This is a genomic window from Rossellomorea sp. H136 (assembly GCF_056838065.1).
The window spans coordinates 3,316,470-3,330,758 of record NZ_CM166371.1; the positions used below are offsets into that span (position 1 = coordinate 3,316,470).

The 14,289-nt window shown below is 40.1% G+C and carries 15 protein-coding genes; 1 reads left to right on the top strand and 14 read right to left on the bottom strand.

Going from position 1 to position 14,289, the window contains the following annotated elements; all coding sequences use genetic code 11:
* Positions 1 to 14: 14 nt before the first annotated feature.
* From ACYH0O_RS17050 to ccpN, 10 genes are all read right to left on the bottom strand, one after another.
* Positions 15 to 1,133 (bottom strand): Nif3-like dinuclear metal center hexameric protein, encoded by a 1,119-nt coding sequence (locus tag ACYH0O_RS17050; protein WP_482629647.1) that lies wholly within the window; start codon positions 1,131 to 1,133, stop codon positions 15 to 17.
* On the bottom strand, positions 1,130 to 1,840 hold the full coding sequence (locus ACYH0O_RS17055; RefSeq protein ID WP_482629648.1) for a tRNA (adenine(22)-N(1))-methyltransferase: 711 nt from the start codon (positions 1,838 to 1,840) through the stop codon (positions 1,130 to 1,132). Before ACYH0O_RS17055 ends, ACYH0O_RS17050 begins: the two co-directional genes overlap by 4 nt.
* Before the next feature lie 118 nt (positions 1,841 to 1,958).
* A complete protein-coding gene (gene cccA / locus ACYH0O_RS17060) occupies positions 1,959 to 2,333 on the bottom strand; it encodes a cytochrome c550 (protein ID WP_148969708.1) in 375 nt (124 codons plus the stop codon).
* 228 nt (positions 2,334 to 2,561) lie between these two features.
* Entirely contained in the window at positions 2,562 to 3,704 is a 1,143-nt protein-coding gene (locus tag ACYH0O_RS17065; RefSeq protein ID WP_482629649.1) for an acyl-CoA dehydrogenase, read from the bottom strand.
* A 163-nt stretch (positions 3,705 to 3,867) separates the two neighbouring features.
* Complete coding sequence (locus tag ACYH0O_RS17070; protein ID WP_482629650.1) at positions 3,868 to 4,407, bottom strand: hypothetical protein; 540 nt, start codon at positions 4,405 to 4,407, stop codon at positions 3,868 to 3,870.
* A gap of 120 nt (positions 4,408 to 4,527) precedes the next feature.
* Positions 4,528 to 5,658, bottom strand: a complete 1,131-nt coding sequence (gene rpoD, locus ACYH0O_RS17075) for an RNA polymerase sigma factor RpoD (protein ID WP_148969711.1) — start codon at positions 5,656 to 5,658, stop codon at positions 4,528 to 4,530.
* 33 nt (positions 5,659 to 5,691) lie between these two features.
* Positions 5,692 to 7,503 (bottom strand): DNA primase, encoded by a 1,812-nt coding sequence (dnaG, locus tag ACYH0O_RS17080; RefSeq protein WP_482629651.1) that lies wholly within the window; start codon positions 7,501 to 7,503, stop codon positions 5,692 to 5,694.
* Between the two features lie 44 nt (positions 7,504 to 7,547).
* Positions 7,548 to 8,015, bottom strand: a complete 468-nt coding sequence (locus tag ACYH0O_RS17085; RefSeq protein ID WP_482632598.1) for a YaiI/YqxD family protein — start codon at positions 8,013 to 8,015, stop codon at positions 7,548 to 7,550.
* Positions 8,016 to 8,324: 309 nt separating this feature from the next.
* The gene (locus ACYH0O_RS17090; protein WP_113970612.1) at positions 8,325 to 9,137 is read right to left on the bottom strand and encodes a pyruvate, water dikinase regulatory protein; all 813 of its coding nucleotides are present in this window, start codon (positions 9,135 to 9,137) and stop codon (positions 8,325 to 8,327) included.
* A 13-nt stretch (positions 9,138 to 9,150) separates the two neighbouring features.
* Positions 9,151 to 9,777, bottom strand: a complete 627-nt coding sequence (gene ccpN, locus ACYH0O_RS17095; RefSeq protein WP_149158020.1) for a transcriptional regulator CcpN — start codon at positions 9,775 to 9,777, stop codon at positions 9,151 to 9,153.
* Positions 9,778 to 10,247: 470 nt separating this feature from the next.
* Between ccpN and ACYH0O_RS17100 the strand changes: the two genes are divergently transcribed.
* Entirely contained in the window at positions 10,248 to 11,621 is a 1,374-nt protein-coding gene (locus ACYH0O_RS17100; protein ID WP_482629652.1) for a glycine--tRNA ligase, read from the top strand.
* Between the two features lie 71 nt (positions 11,622 to 11,692).
* Here ACYH0O_RS17100 and recO read toward each other — a convergent pair whose 3' ends face one another.
* The 4 genes from recO to ACYH0O_RS17120 all read right to left on the bottom strand — a co-directional run bounded on the left by recO (position 11,693) and on the right by ACYH0O_RS17120 (position 14,057).
* Positions 11,693 to 12,445, bottom strand: a complete 753-nt coding sequence (recO, locus tag ACYH0O_RS17105) for a DNA repair protein RecO (RefSeq protein ID WP_148969716.1) — start codon at positions 12,443 to 12,445, stop codon at positions 11,693 to 11,695.
* Between the two features lie 45 nt (positions 12,446 to 12,490).
* Complete coding sequence (locus ACYH0O_RS17110; protein WP_098353091.1) at positions 12,491 to 12,634, bottom strand: YqzL family protein; 144 nt, start codon at positions 12,632 to 12,634, stop codon at positions 12,491 to 12,493.
* 111 nt (positions 12,635 to 12,745) lie between these two features.
* Positions 12,746 to 13,666: a GTPase Era gene (gene era, locus ACYH0O_RS17115; protein WP_148969717.1), complete on the bottom strand. Its 921-nt coding sequence runs from the start codon at positions 13,664 to 13,666 to the stop codon at positions 12,746 to 12,748.
* Positions 13,659 to 14,057, bottom strand: coding sequence for a cytidine deaminase (locus ACYH0O_RS17120; protein WP_034757514.1), 399 nt, complete (start codon positions 14,055 to 14,057; stop codon positions 13,659 to 13,661). The genes era and ACYH0O_RS17120 overlap by 8 nt, the downstream gene beginning before the upstream one ends.
* Positions 14,058 to 14,289: the final 232 nt, after the last annotated feature.

Below are 14,289 nucleotides of genomic sequence, written 5' to 3' on the forward strand. Positions count from 1 at the left end.
GGGGCCTTTCATTATTACATATACGTAAATGGGTTGGTTTCAGCTTTTGACGCGAATATATTGACGATATACCCTTTTTCAGAGGATTTTTTCGCTAAATAACTGGCCACTCCATCCTTCATGACCTTTTCGATGTGATGACCTGCATCAACTACATTCAGCCCCATCATCATGGCATCGTGGGCGGTGTGGTAATAGATATCTCCTGAAACGAATACATCCGCTCCCTGTCTTTTCGCTTTTCCGATAAACTTATTTCCATCTCCGCCAAGCACCGCTACTTTCTTCACTTTCGCGTCCCCATCACCGATGACTCTGATTCCGTCCATACCAAAAGTTTCTTTCACAACCAACGCAAATTCCTTAAGACTCATCTCATTTTGTAAATGTCCTATTCTTCCTAAGCCCAAAGCCGGTGATCCGTTTTTAAGGGAATAGATATCATAGGCAACTTCTTCATAAGGATGATGGGTAAACATGGCTTTCAATACTTTTCTCTCTGAAGAAACAGGATAAACCGTCTCCACTTTCTCTTCTGCTACTTCCTCAAGGGAGCCTTGCTTCCCGATATGAGGGTTCGTGCCTTCCTCAGGGAGGAATCTCCCCTTTCCTTCAGTCGAAAAGCTGCAATGTGAGTAGTTTCCGATGTGCCCGGCTCCCGCATTACCGAGGGCTGTTCGAAGTTCATTTGCGTTTTCTTTTGGCACATAAACGACTAATTTACGGAGCTCCTCATTGTAAGTAGGGACTAGTACAGACGCATCCTGCAAATGCAGCATGTCGGATAAAAGGTCATTCACTCCCCCCGTCGCCACATCAAGGTTCGTATGAGCCGCATACAAGGCAATATCATGCTTGATTAACTTCTCAATCATTCGTCCTTGATAGGTATCCGTTTGCAGGGACTTTAATGGACGAAAAAGGGGTGGGTGGTGGGCTATGATTAATTTCACATTGTTTTTAATTGCTTCATCCACCACATTCTCCAATACATCCAGGGTGATCATCACATTCTCAACCTTCTCGTTCAACTTACCAATTTGAAGACCAACCGGATCCCCTTCTTCTGCTAAACATTTAGGTGAAAATTGTTCAAACAGCTGAATGATCTCATGACCGTTTACTGTCTTCATGGGATAAGAACCTCCTCCACCATTTGTATTTTTTGAATGAGTTCACGTTTTCGTTCTTCCAACGCATCGGTTTTTTCCGCTTTTTCCATGTTATTCAATATATTCTTCCATTGACGAAGCTCCTGATTCCATTTTTTCACAAATGCATCGTTGCGCTCCTTCATCAGAAATGGACCGAGGAGCAATTCTTTTTCAAGCTCACCAGAGTAGTGTTGTCTCGGATTGCCTTTCTCCGCCACTAAAATTTCATATACCTTATCATCTTCTTCAAGAATTTCTTCCTCTACTAAGTCCCATTCATTATCCATGAGCCACGTACGGATGGACCTTGCACTCACATTCGGCTGAAGAATTAACCTGGGTTGATTGGTCAGCTTTGTTTTACCTGCTTCCAAGATAGAGGCAATCAATGTGCCTCCCATGCCGGCGATCGTAATACAATCTACTTCACCTGGAGCGATTACTTCCAAACCATTTCCAAATCTCACCTCTACCTCCTGAGTTAATTGGGCATCTTCCACTTGTTTCATGGCAGAAAGATATGGCCCTTTCACTACTTCTCCTGCGATTGCAGAGGAAGCAATACCTTTATTGACCGCATAGCACGGTAAGTATGCGTGATCTGAACCGATATCAGCGATTTTAGATTGCTTGGGTATGTATGACACAACTGTTTCTAGTCGTTTTGATAATTGTTGAATATTCATTCGTTCACCTTTAATCATTTTTATTGGGTAAATTATGTACGATAATCATTCTAACCAACTTTTCCCGATAAAAAAAGTCCTTTGCCCAAAAGACAAAGAACCTTTTTTTAATCATTGATTATTTAAGTGACTTGATCCAGTCTGCCATAGCATCCAGATTTCCCTCTTCTACTAGACCAGCCGGCATCATACCTTTACCGTTTTTGATCGTTTCTTTGATCTCGTCTTTAGACAGCTTTGTTCCTTTAAGAGCAGGACCGGCGCCACCTTCATAGTTTCCACCATGACAAGATACACAAGACTCTTTGTACTTAGCTTCCGGATCGAATTCTCCGCTTGAAGCCTGTTCGCCTTCTTTACCTTCCATTTCCCCGTGTCCTTCTTCTTTTGCTTTTTCATCAGCGTTGTTAAGGCCTTCTAAAGATAAGAAGAAAACAAGACCAATTCCAAGAGCCATGATAAGTACGAATGGAATTATTGGATTACGATTCATGATTTAACCTCCTTTATGTACAACATCCAAAAATAGTGCTTTTTTCAACACTTTATATTTTACTGTAAAAAACGACAAAGTAAAAGTACTATCAATTAACTTTTCCATCTTTCTCACAAATTAGACACATTTCTTGTGAAATAAGGAAAGTTTTCATTAAAAGAAGGGAGCTCTATTGCCCCAGAGCGGACCAATAGAGCTCCTCATTGTTGTTATGGTGTTTTCACCTTATTGACATCCTATAAGCCTTGAAATGACCATTCTCTGGACTTCTGAGGTCCCTTCTCCGATTTCAAGGAGTTTGGCATCCCGTAGGTATCTTTCTACATGGTATTCTTTCATGTATCCGTATCCACCGTGAATCTGAATGGCTTCATCTGCTACTTCCATACTGATTTCTGAAGCGTAAAGCTTACACATCGAAGCTTCTTTCGAAAATGGTCTTCCCTGATCTTTCAACCATGCTGCCTTATGAACCATATTCCTTGCCAGTTCAATCTTCATTGCCATATCAGCAAGCTTAAATTGAGTAACTTGAAACTGCGATAAGGTTTTGCCAAATTGCTTTCTTTCCTTGGAATACTGCAGTGCTTTATCAAAAGCAGCCTGTGCCACACCGACAGCCATGGCACCAATTCCGATCCTTCCACCGTCCAGGGTGACAAGGAACTGCTTGAAACCTTCACCCTGCTTTCCTAACAGGTTTTCCTTCGGCACTTCTACATCTTCAAGAACCAACTCAGTCGTGTTTGATGAATGAAGCCCCATTTTTTCATAATTATCGATTACCGTAAATCCCTCTGCTTTAGTCGGAACGATAATTGCACTAATTTCTTTGTTCCCATTGTTTCTACCTGTAATTGCTGTTAAAGCGAGATGATTCGCATAGCTTGCATTAGTAATATAGCACTTATTGCCGTTAATAACCCATTTATCCCCTTTGTCTTCTGCAGTGGTTTGGGTACCGCCTGCATCAGAACCTGCATTGGGTTCAGTCAGGCCGAAAGCTCCAAATGATTCCCCTGTACAGATTGGCGTTAAGTATTCCTGCTTTTGTTCATGAGAACCAAATAAGTTAATGGGTGCCCCTCCCAGTGAAATATGCGCAGAGTACGTAATACCTGTCGACGCACAAGCCCGGCTAAGCTCCTCGGTTACGATTGCGAAACTGACCGTATCGGCACCTGCCCCCCCATATTCCTCGGGAAAAGGAAGTCCCATCATTCCCAAGTCAGAAAGCTTCTTGAAAATTTCTTTAGGAAATTCCTTTGTACGGTCCCGATCCAATGCACCAGGAGCCACTTCTTCTTCAGCAAATTCCCTGATTGTCTTTTTAATCATTGTTTGTTCTTGTGTTAAGTCGAAATTCATACTTATCCCCCTTGTCTAACTTTGATGACTGAAAGCCCTAACTCCATTTCCATAATAGCGCTTTCAAGCATAATCACTGCACTCTATGAATGCGCTCTCATTCTTATTATAAAAGGGAATAGTGAATTTTCTCAACTTTAAAAAACTTTTAAATTTTCAGAAGTTATAGTAATATAAAAATAATTAGTAGGATCCCCCCAGCCAAACCTGAAAGGGAAAAATAACCCAGCTTCCATTTCAAACCTGCACTTATCCAAATGAAACAGTTCAGAAATAAGGTTATGTACATTCCGAAAGAACTCCTACCGAATAACTCCTCTGTTATATCAATGGAGGCAAGAAGAAATATACAAGCGGCAGCCATATACAAGAGTAAAGGTGATAATTGTTTTTTAGTATAATAAATTCCTATCGCTACTAATAATCCGACAAAACTTGCCAAAATCGTTGTTTGCAAAACGATTGACAATTCAGTAAAATAAATGACAAATAATGAAATTAATATCGCACAAATTGAATATAAGAAGTCTTTAAGCATTGCCTTCCTTTTTTCACACTTTTGATCATTGTGTTCCATACCATCTCCTTCGGTATATAATGCAAGGAGATATTCACAATAGTGCTCTGGCAGCATATTAGCTTGTTTCCAAAGATGTATCTCATTCACAATCAATTCTTTTCTTGAATTTTTTACTGTTTTCACAGTTGTCACACCTTTATCTCTTAAATCTTTTAGCTACATTCGTCATAGGTGATGAAAAACCCTTTATTTCGACCAAAAAAAAACCACCTCTATTCACAATAGAGGCAGTAAACGGGGTTTCTATTCTAAAAAGTCCTTTAATCGTTTGCTTCTGCTTGGATGACGCAGTTTTCTAAGAGCTTTTGCTTCTATTTGACGAATACGTTCCCTTGTCACACCGAAGACTTTCCCTACTTCTTCAAGTGTGCGGGTTCTGCCATCGTCCAGACCAAAGCGTAATCGAAGAACATTCTCTTCACGATCTGTTAAAGTATCCAGTACATCTTCAAGCTGTTCTTTTAAAAGTTCGTAAGCAGCATGTTCTGAAGGAGATTGAGCTTCTGCATCTTCAATGAAGTCACCAAGATGAGAATCGTCTTCTTCACCAATTGGCGTTTCAAGGGATACCGGCTCTTGAGCAATCTTAAGGATTTCCCGAACCTTTTCTGGTGTCAGATCCATTTCTTCTGCAATTTCTTCCGGTGCCGGTTCACGCCCTAAGTCTTGCAATAACTGTCTTTGTACACGAATAAGTTTGTTAATGGTTTCCACCATATGAACCGGAATACGAATCGTTCTGGCCTGGTCAGCAATCGCACGGGTGATGGCTTGACGAATCCACCAGGTTGCATACGTACTGAATTTGTATCCTTTACGGTAATCAAACTTTTCTACTGCTTTAATCAGACCCATATTTCCTTCCTGGATAAGGTCTAAGAATAACATACCGCGACCAACGTAACGTTTGGCAATACTGACAACAAGTCGTAGGTTCGCTTCAGCAAGACGTCGCTTAGCTTCCTCATCGCCTTCTTCAATTCTCTTGGCAAGATTTATCTCTTCCTCTGCAGATAAAAGATCAACTCTTCCAATTTCTTTCAGATACATACGAACAGGATCATTTATTTTAACTCCTGGAGGAACGCTTAAATCATTCAGATTGAATTCTTCTTCCTCTTCTTTCTCTAATTCCGTAGCACCCGGATCATCATCTTCGTCATTTTCATTAATGATTTCTACACCTTGTTCACCTAAGTGTTCGTAGAATTCATCCATTTGATCGGAATCTAACTCAAACCCTGATAATTTATCGGCAATATCTTCGTATGTGAGGACTCCTCTTTTCTTCCCTTGGTTAACTAAAAATTCTTTCACCTGATCAACTGTTAATTCTGATGCTATTTGTTTGGAACGCGCTGACTTTTCAGCCATTTGTTCCCCTCCTTCCAACTTCCTTACAAAACTTTATAGAGACTTACGCAGCTGTAAGATTTCCATTGCTATTTGTGCTTCTTTCCGGTAATCCTTTAGTCGTTCTGCTTCTTTTCTTTCCACTTCTTTTTCTTTTATTCTCAACATCTTTTGATGTTTTAACACCTGATTTACATAATCCACTAATTCCTGGTCCGTACTTTCTTCGCTTATTGACATCATTTCAATGTCCGTAACGATCCTTCTTAACCTCTCATCGGGAAGATACCCGATAAAGGCACTGGCACTTGGAGGTAGACCTTCTTCATAATAACCCAATAAATAAGTAATAATAGCCTGATGTTCATCAATATTAAGGTTAGTACCTGCAAGCCACTCCTGAATCTTGTAAGCGATGTTCGGGTCCTTGAGCATATAGGCAATCAATCTTCTCTCAGCCGTTTGGTAAGCGGGTAATAGTTTAGACTGAGTCTGCCTGGAGAAATTGCCTTGCATACCTACCTGTTTAGGCGGTTTGGAATTCCGTTTGCCGGGGCCTTCCAGTTCAAAGAGCTGCTGTTGAAGAGCATCAAGGGATAATTCGAACTCATCAGCTAAATACCTTAAATAATAATCCTTTTCAACCGCTTTACTCAGTTGGGTAATTTCCTTAAGTATGTCTTCTATATACTTAAGGCGATCTCCTTCATCATTTAAGTTTTTATTCAGCTTATAGTACCGAAGCTTAAATGCCATGAACGTTAAGCTTGCCCCTATTACATCTTGTTGAAACTTTGTTGGACCATATTTTGAAATGTAGTCATCAGGGTCTAATTGTTCCGGTATTGTTGCGACACGAATGTTCAGCTGATGATTGTGAAGAAGATTTCCTGCCCGGAATGCGGCTTCAACTCCAGCAGAATCACCGTCATAACATATGATCACGGAATCAGTCATGCGTTTAAGCAGTCCGATTTGTTGCTCTGTTAATGATGTACCCATAGTGGCTACGCCATTTTCAACCTCTGCTTCACTGGCTGATATGACGTCGGCAAATCCTTCAAACAGAATCGCCTGCTGTTTTCTTCTAATCATTGAACGCGCGCCGTGATAGTTATAAAGGATGCTGCTTTTGTTAAAAATTTTCGTTTCCGGGCTGTTTAAGTACTTCGGTTCATCATTCGCATCGATGCTTCTTCCTGAAAAAGCGACCGTGTTCCCTTTCGTATCAACTATAGGAAACATGATTCTTCCCCTGAAGCGATCCAAGAAGGAATTGTCTCTTTCTCTTCTAACGAGTAAACCCGCCGCTTCCATCAGCTCCAGGGAATAGCCGCGCTTCTGAAGGAACTTAACGGTGAAATCCCAGCTTGGAAGTGACCACCCAATCTGAAATTTAGTAATGCTTTCAGTCGTAAACCCCCGAGCCAATAAATATTCGAGGGCTTCCTGACCTTCTTTTGTATTTAGTAGAAGATGATGGTAAAATTTACTTAATAACCCATGAGCTTCCATCATTTGCTTTTCATCTTCTTGAGGGGGAAGCTCCCTTTCAGACGTAGATGTCTGTATGGAGATTTCTTCCCCTACTTTAGAACCAAGCTTTTGCGCTGCTTCGAGGAAGCTTAAACCATCAACATCCATTAGAAACGTAAACGCATTTCCCCCGGCCCCACATCCGAAGCAGTGAAATATTTGTTTGTCAGGGGAAACAGAAAAAGATGGAGTATTCTCTCCATGAAACGGACACAAACCAAAATAATTGCGTCCCTGCTTTTTCAGTTGTACATAATCACTGACGACATCTACGATATCGGTTGACGATAATATTTTATTTAACTTATCTTCAGGGATTCTTTCAGACACGATTTATCACCTGTTTTTATTTACCCTCTTAATCCATTCTGTACTTATTCCAATTCTCCTGCAATTTCCGACAAGATTTTATCGAAGGAAATACAAAATGTTTCTCTGTCTTCATTTGTAAAAGGTTTAGGACCTTTACCATAGTTTCCTCTACGGCGTTCTTTTGCTGCGACGTATCGATAATCGAGTGCCGTGACTATACTCTCTTCCCTGTAGGCTTTTCCCCTGGGAGAGATGGCATAAACTTTTTTCGGCAAAACCAATGACGCCAACCCAATATCCTGGGTAACCAGTACATCATGTGGTTGAACATGGTTCATGATATATAAGTCAGCCGCTTCTTTCGAACTATCGACATATACCCACCTGCCTTGGTCAGGTGTGTTCTTTCTATGGGCATGAGAAGCAACAAAAACTACTTCAAAGCCATATCCTCTGGTAATTTTAATGATTTCCTGCTTTACCGGGCAAGCATCTGCATCTACATATACGGTAGACTTATGTTCGCTAATACTAACTATTCTACATCACTCCGTATTATCCTTCTCTCTTTATGAATTTTCCTAGAGAATTGATTAAAATTGTCGAATTTTAATTAAGACGAGACTTGACATATCACAATAATTAGTTTATTCCTTAAGAGTTTAGTCTAAACCTATTTTAAATATTTTTATCACAATTTTTTATTATAGTATAATCGGACAAGTTTGACCACTATAAAAACTTAATTTTTGAAACCTTTGATTGTTTCCGTTTAGATTCACCAAAAAAGAATGATCTTTTCCCTTTTATTCAGGGAAAAGATCATTCTTTTTTAAAAGTTAATTGCTTGAGTGCTGATAGATATTCGTAATTACATTGGCTGTTTCTTCAACGGCTTTGTTCGTTACGTCAATCACATGGCAACCAATACGATTCGTTATTTTCTCGAAATATTTCAGCTCATCTTCAATGCGTTGAATATTTGCATAGCTTGCCTGATCATTCAACCCCAGAGACTTTAATCTTTCTCTGCGAATCGTATTCAACTTCTCAGGACTAATCTTTAATCCGAAGCACTTCTTCGGAGAAACCATAAATAATTCCTCTGGTGGATCGACTTCCGGTACTAGTGGTACATTGGCCACCTTAATCCTCTTCAGTGCAAGATATTGTGATAATGGGGTCTTTGAAGTTCTGGAAACACCTACAAGCACAATATCCGCTCTAAGGATGCCGCGGGGATCCCTCCCATCATCGTACTTGACGGCAAACTCTATCGCTTCCACTTTCTTGAAGTAATCATCATCCAGCTTTCTTACCGTTCCCGGTTCGAACAACGGCTCCTTTTGATAAGCTGATTGATATTTATCCATTAATGGACCGATAATATCAAATGCGTACAATTCTTCTCTTTCAGCTTCTTTTTTAATATATGCACGCATATCCGGCTTTACAAGAGTGTACACGATCAGTCCCTGGTTTAATTTCGCCAGGGAAATCACTTCATCGATATGCTCTAAGTCCTCTACATACGGAAAGCGTTTAATGACCGTATTGGAACCATTGAATTGGCTAATCGCCGCTTTTGTGACTAGTTCAGCAGTTTCACCCACCGAGTCGGATACAACATAGATGATCGGTTCTTTCACGATCGTTCACCACCTTCTAATATTCATCTGCTAACGCTACAAATGCTTTCGTGATATTGGTTTTCGTAATTCTGCCTATGACCTCTAAATCGCCTTTTTCTGTTTTCTTAATCACCGGAACAGAGTCGATTTGCTTATGAATCAAGTCTTTGGCCACACCTATTAGCTGGTCATCCTTTTCACAGACCGTAATATTAGGCATTCTCGTCATAATGATATTCACCGGCAAGGTACTAAGTTCCTGTTTCCCGATGCTCGCCCTTAATAGATCCTTACGGGACAGGACGCCAACTAAGTACGTATTCCCATCCACTACAAACAATGTTCCTACGTCCTCCAGAAACATTGTAACAATGGCATCATACACGGAAACATTTTCGTTTACCACTACAGGAATCGATTGATAATCTTTAACATATATTTTGTTAAGGTTCTCTGTCAACAGCTGCGTTCCTGTTTTCCCTGTATAGAAATATCCCACTCTGGGGCGGGCATCCAGGTAACCCGCCATGGTTAGAATGGCTAGATCAGGTCTGAGAGTCGCCCTGGTCAAGTTTAATTGATCGGCGATTTGTTCACCAGTGATAGGTCCGTTGTCTTTAACTATTTGTAAGATATGTTCTTGACGCTTATTAAGTTCGATTGTTACTCACCACCTAACGGACAAACGATTTATGTTATACTTTATATGAAATATTATATACTATTTAAAGAAAATGAAAAGAGCATATTATCATTCAATTGTGTCAACACTATATTTTAAATTTCACCTAACACAGATTATCTTTTTTTGATACAAACTTCAAATCTTTTCCCTTCTACTGATCAGTAGTTGTTTTTATTTCTTTATCATGATAAAATGTCTTCATCTTATAATCAATAATGCTATGACGGATCAATAAGTACTTGCTGCACTCAAGCGACCAGGGACGGTGAAAGCCTGGAAAGCAGGGAAACGGCAATCCCGAGCTATTTTACATTTAAAAGTGGGTATACATGCATGATGTATATCAACTAGGGTGGAACCGCGAGTATCAAGCTCGTCCCTAGGCTATATGCCTAGGGACGAGCTTTTTTATTTTATTACATACATGATGAAAAGGAGTGGCTTTTATGTCAATGGAACAAGTAGTAAATTTAGCTAAGCATCGCGGATTTGTTTTCCCAGGTTCTGAAATCTATGGAGGACTTGCTAACACGTGGGATTACGGTCCACTAGGTGTAGAGTTAAAAAACAATATTAAAAAAGCATGGTGGAAAAAATTCGTTCAGGAATCCCCTTACAATGTGGGTCTTGATGCAAGTATCTTAATGAATCCGCAAACTTGGGTAGCTTCTGGTCATGTTGGAAACTTCAACGATCCAATGATCGACTGTAAGCAATGTAAGACACGCCATCGTGCAGACAAAATCATTGAAAATGCCCTTGAAGAAAAAGGCATCGAGATGATAGTGGATGGACTTTCGTTTGAAAAAATGGAAGAAATCATTAAGGAGCACAGTATTGTGTGCCCTGATTGCGGAAGCCAGGATTTCACCGATATCCGTCAATTCGACTTAATGTTTAAGACTCATCAAGGTGTGACAGAATCTTCTACAAATGAAATCTATTTACGCCCAGAAACAGCTCAAGGTATATTTGTTAACTTCAAGAATGTTCAGCGCTCCATGCGTAAAAAAATGCCATTCGGTATTGCTCAAGTCGGAAAAAGCTTCCGAAATGAAATTACACCTGGTAACTTCACATTCAGAACACGAGAATTTGAACAAATGGAACTAGAATTCTTCTGTAAACCTGGAGAAGACCTGGAATGGTTCTCTTACTGGCGTGAATTCTGTAAAAACTGGTTACTAAACCTTGGAATGAACGAAGATAATATGCGTTTACGGGATCATGATCAAGACGAATTATCTCATTACAGTAATGCAACTACAGATATTGAGTACAATTTCCCATTCGGTTGGGGAGAGCTTTGGGGTGTAGCAGATCGAACTGACTTTGACCTGAAGCGTCATATGGAACATTCGAATGAGGACTTTCACTACATGGATCCTCAAACAAATGAAAAGTATGTACCATACTGTATTGAACCATCTCTAGGTGCAGACCGTGTCACTCTTGCATTCCTATGTGACGCTTTTGAAGAAGAGGAGCTAGAAAATGATTCACGCACAGTGCTCCGCTTCCATCCGGCACTGGCTCCATTCAAAGCAGCGGTCCTTCCGCTATCTAAGAAGTTATCAGATGATGCCTTTAAGGTGTATGAAGAATTATCACAGGATCTTATGATAGACTTCGACGAAACAGCATCAATCGGTAAACGCTACCGTCGTCAAGATGAAATCGGTACACCATTCTGTATCACATTTGACTTTGACTCGGTGGAAGACAGCCAAGTGACAGTCCGTGACCGTGACACAATGGACCAAGTCAGAATGCCAATCAGCGAAGTAAAGGCGTTCTTGCAGGAGAAAATTAAATTTTAAAACCATAAAAAACAGGCCCATTCACCATGGTGAATGGGCCCTTTCTATATAATCACAAGCAGCATTATAAGCTAGAATAAATCCTTCATGTTATCCATTTGGTCTAGGAACCTTCTGGATTTTAATGTTAGACCTGAATTTTCATCGTAATAAGTCCTGATTACCCGCTTTAATTGACGTTTTGTTTCATCTTTCACCGATATATTTCCCAATCGATTGATATCGAAATAGTAAAATACCCTCAGAAGCTTCACAGTGCTCTGCGAGATCGGAAAATGATGAGGATCTTCACTTAAACAACGATGACAGATGAATCCATTTTCTTTAAATGAGAAAGCGAATTCACCATCCGCTTCCCCGCATACACTACATCCATTCAAATGAGGATACAACCCTAATACAGGGAGCATCTTCATTTCAAATATGTGCATAAGAATTTCGGGATCATAGTCTTCATTTAAATAGTGAATGGTCTTGTAAAGCAATTCAAATAGAAATGGGTTCGGTTTCCGGTCTTCTGTCGCTTTGTCGAGAAGGTCGACGATGTAAGTGGCATAAGCCGTTTTAAACAGATCTTCTCTCACATGCCTTAACGATTCAACCATCTCTCCCTGTTGGAGTGTACCCAGCCCACTTCCTTTAATAAAAAGGAAATAACCATATGTAAACAATTGTGAAATGGCGGATAGACGGCTATTAGGTTTCTTTGCCCCTCTAGCCATCAATCCTATCTTTCCGAATTCTCGTGTGTATATGGTAACAATCTTGTTTGACTCACCGTAATGATTCGTTCTGATAACGATTCCTTCACACTTCTGCAGCATATAGCCACCTCCCGACATCAATGCATCCGGGTGATGACAAGCTTATCACGTTAAAGGAAAATCAACTTCCGCTGTTTCTTCTTCAAAGCTGTAAGGATCCTCGATCGTCTCCTTTTCAAGCTCCTTAAAAAGTAAATAGGTGTCTATACTTCCTGTCTGCGAAAAAAATTTCCATGTTAAGTCTAACATAAAAAACCCACCTTTCTGGATTTAAACTAGCAAGACTTCATAAGCTTTCTTGTGATTAGAATGAGCATTTTCTCTCTAAAAGATGCGGCCTAAATATTGTTAATTCTGCTATCAATATTCGTCGTCGCTGAATCCAAAGTCACGCAGGGTAGAAGATCGGTTTCTCCAATCCTTCTGTACCTTCACCCATAGTTCAAGATAAACCTTTGATCCCAACAGGTTCTCAATGTCTACACGAGAACGCTTACCTACTTCCTTTAGCATCGACCCCTGTTTTCCGATGACAATCCCTTTTTGCGAGTCTCTCTCCACAATAATGGTTGCGATCACGTCAATAAGGTCCTTCTCTTGCTTTCGCTCCATTTTATCGATCACGACTGCAATGCTGTGAGGTATCTCTTCCCTTGTCAGGTGCAGGACCTTCTCACGTATGAGTTCTGAAACGATAAAACGTTCAGGATGGTCTGTAATCTGATCAGCAGGATAAAATTGAGGTCCTTCTGGCAGTTGGTCCTTTAATAATTGTAGAAGGTTATCTACGTTATTTCCTTCAAGTGCTGAAATCGGAACAGTCGCCGCGAAAGGAAACAGGTCATTGTATTGTTGAATCATCGGCAATAACGCATCAGGGTGGATTTGATCAATCTTATTAAGAATAAGGAAAACAGGTGTTTTGACCCCTTTTAACTTCTCGATGATGAAGTGATCTCCTTTTCCCAACCCTTCTTCTACGTTGACCATAAACAAAATGACGTCCACTTCTTTTAAAGTGTTCTGAGCAATCTTCATCATGAAGTCTCCCAGTTTATGTTTCGGTTTGTGTATCCCTGGAGTATCGATGAATATCATTTGTGCATCATCTGTCGTGAAAACTCCCTGAACTTTGTTTCGTGTTGTTTGAGGCTTATCACTCATAATCGCAATCTTTTGACCGATTACACGGTTCAAGAAAGTGGACTTCCCTACATTTGGCCGTCCGATGATGGAGATAAAGCCTGATTTGTATTCTGTATTACTGCCTATATTACTCATTTAAATCCTCCGGTGAAAAAGCTCCTGGTAATAGTTCTGCAACGGTTAGTTCTTCCACATCGCCTTTAAGGTTTGTCAGTACGACTTTCATCTCTTTCGGACATAACTCTGAAATGACCTGACGACAGGCTCCACATGGCGGCACCGGTCTTGCCGTGTCTGCTACAACCGCAATCATTGAATAGTCTGTATCGCCTTCTGAGTATGCTTTGAATAGAGCTGTTCTTTCAGCACAATTACACATACTGTAGGCTGCATTCTCGATATTACAACCGTGATATACCTTACCATCCTTAGACAGAAGGGCCGCTCCCACCTTAAATTTACTATAGGGTACGTATGCTTTTTCTCTCGCTAGTTTAGCTTCTTGTATCAATTGTTCTGCATTCATTAGTTTAACTCTCCTTTTAACCTTTACAAATTCATTTTACTACAATTTTCATAAAAGAAAATGGGCTGTTATCATTTTGTAATAAAATAGTTAGATAATTCAAACTATTTATCGATTTTGTCCTTTGCTCCACTTATTCTATACAAGTATAAGAACGTTTTCAAATGTATTAAAGGCTACGGGAAAGAAATCGTTTAATTTCTCTCCTGCAGCCTTTGTTTTTCAGGTATTC

Coding starts and splice junctions, on each gene's coding strand:
- ACYH0O_RS17050 (WP_482629647.1), bottom strand. CDS start 1,133: ATGAAGACAGTAAACGGTCATGAGATCATTCAGCTGTTTGAACAATTT.
- ACYH0O_RS17055 (WP_482629648.1), bottom strand. CDS start 1,840: ATGAATATTCAACAATTATCAAAACGACTAGAAACAGTTGTGTCATAC.
- cccA (WP_148969708.1), bottom strand. CDS start 2,333: ATGAATCGTAATCCAATAATTCCATTCGTACTTATCATGGCTCTTGGA.
- ACYH0O_RS17065 (WP_482629649.1), bottom strand. CDS start 3,704: ATGAATTTCGACTTAACACAAGAACAAACAATGATTAAAAAGACAATC.
- rpoD (WP_148969711.1), bottom strand. CDS start 5,658: ATGGCTGAAAAGTCAGCGCGTTCCAAACAAATAGCATCAGAATTAACA.
- ACYH0O_RS17100 (WP_482629652.1), top strand. CDS start 10,248: ATGTCAATGGAACAAGTAGTAAATTTAGCTAAGCATCGCGGATTTGTT.
- recO (WP_148969716.1), bottom strand. CDS start 12,445: ATGCTGCAGAAGTGTGAAGGAATCGTTATCAGAACGAATCATTACGGT.
- ACYH0O_RS17110 (WP_098353091.1), bottom strand. CDS start 12,634: ATGTTAGACTTAACATGGAAATTTTTTTCGCAGACAGGAAGTATAGAC.
- era (WP_148969717.1), bottom strand. CDS start 13,666: ATGAGTAATATAGGCAGTAATACAGAATACAAATCAGGCTTTATCTCC.
- ACYH0O_RS17120 (WP_034757514.1), bottom strand. CDS start 14,057: ATGAATGCAGAACAATTGATACAAGAAGCTAAACTAGCGAGAGAAAAA.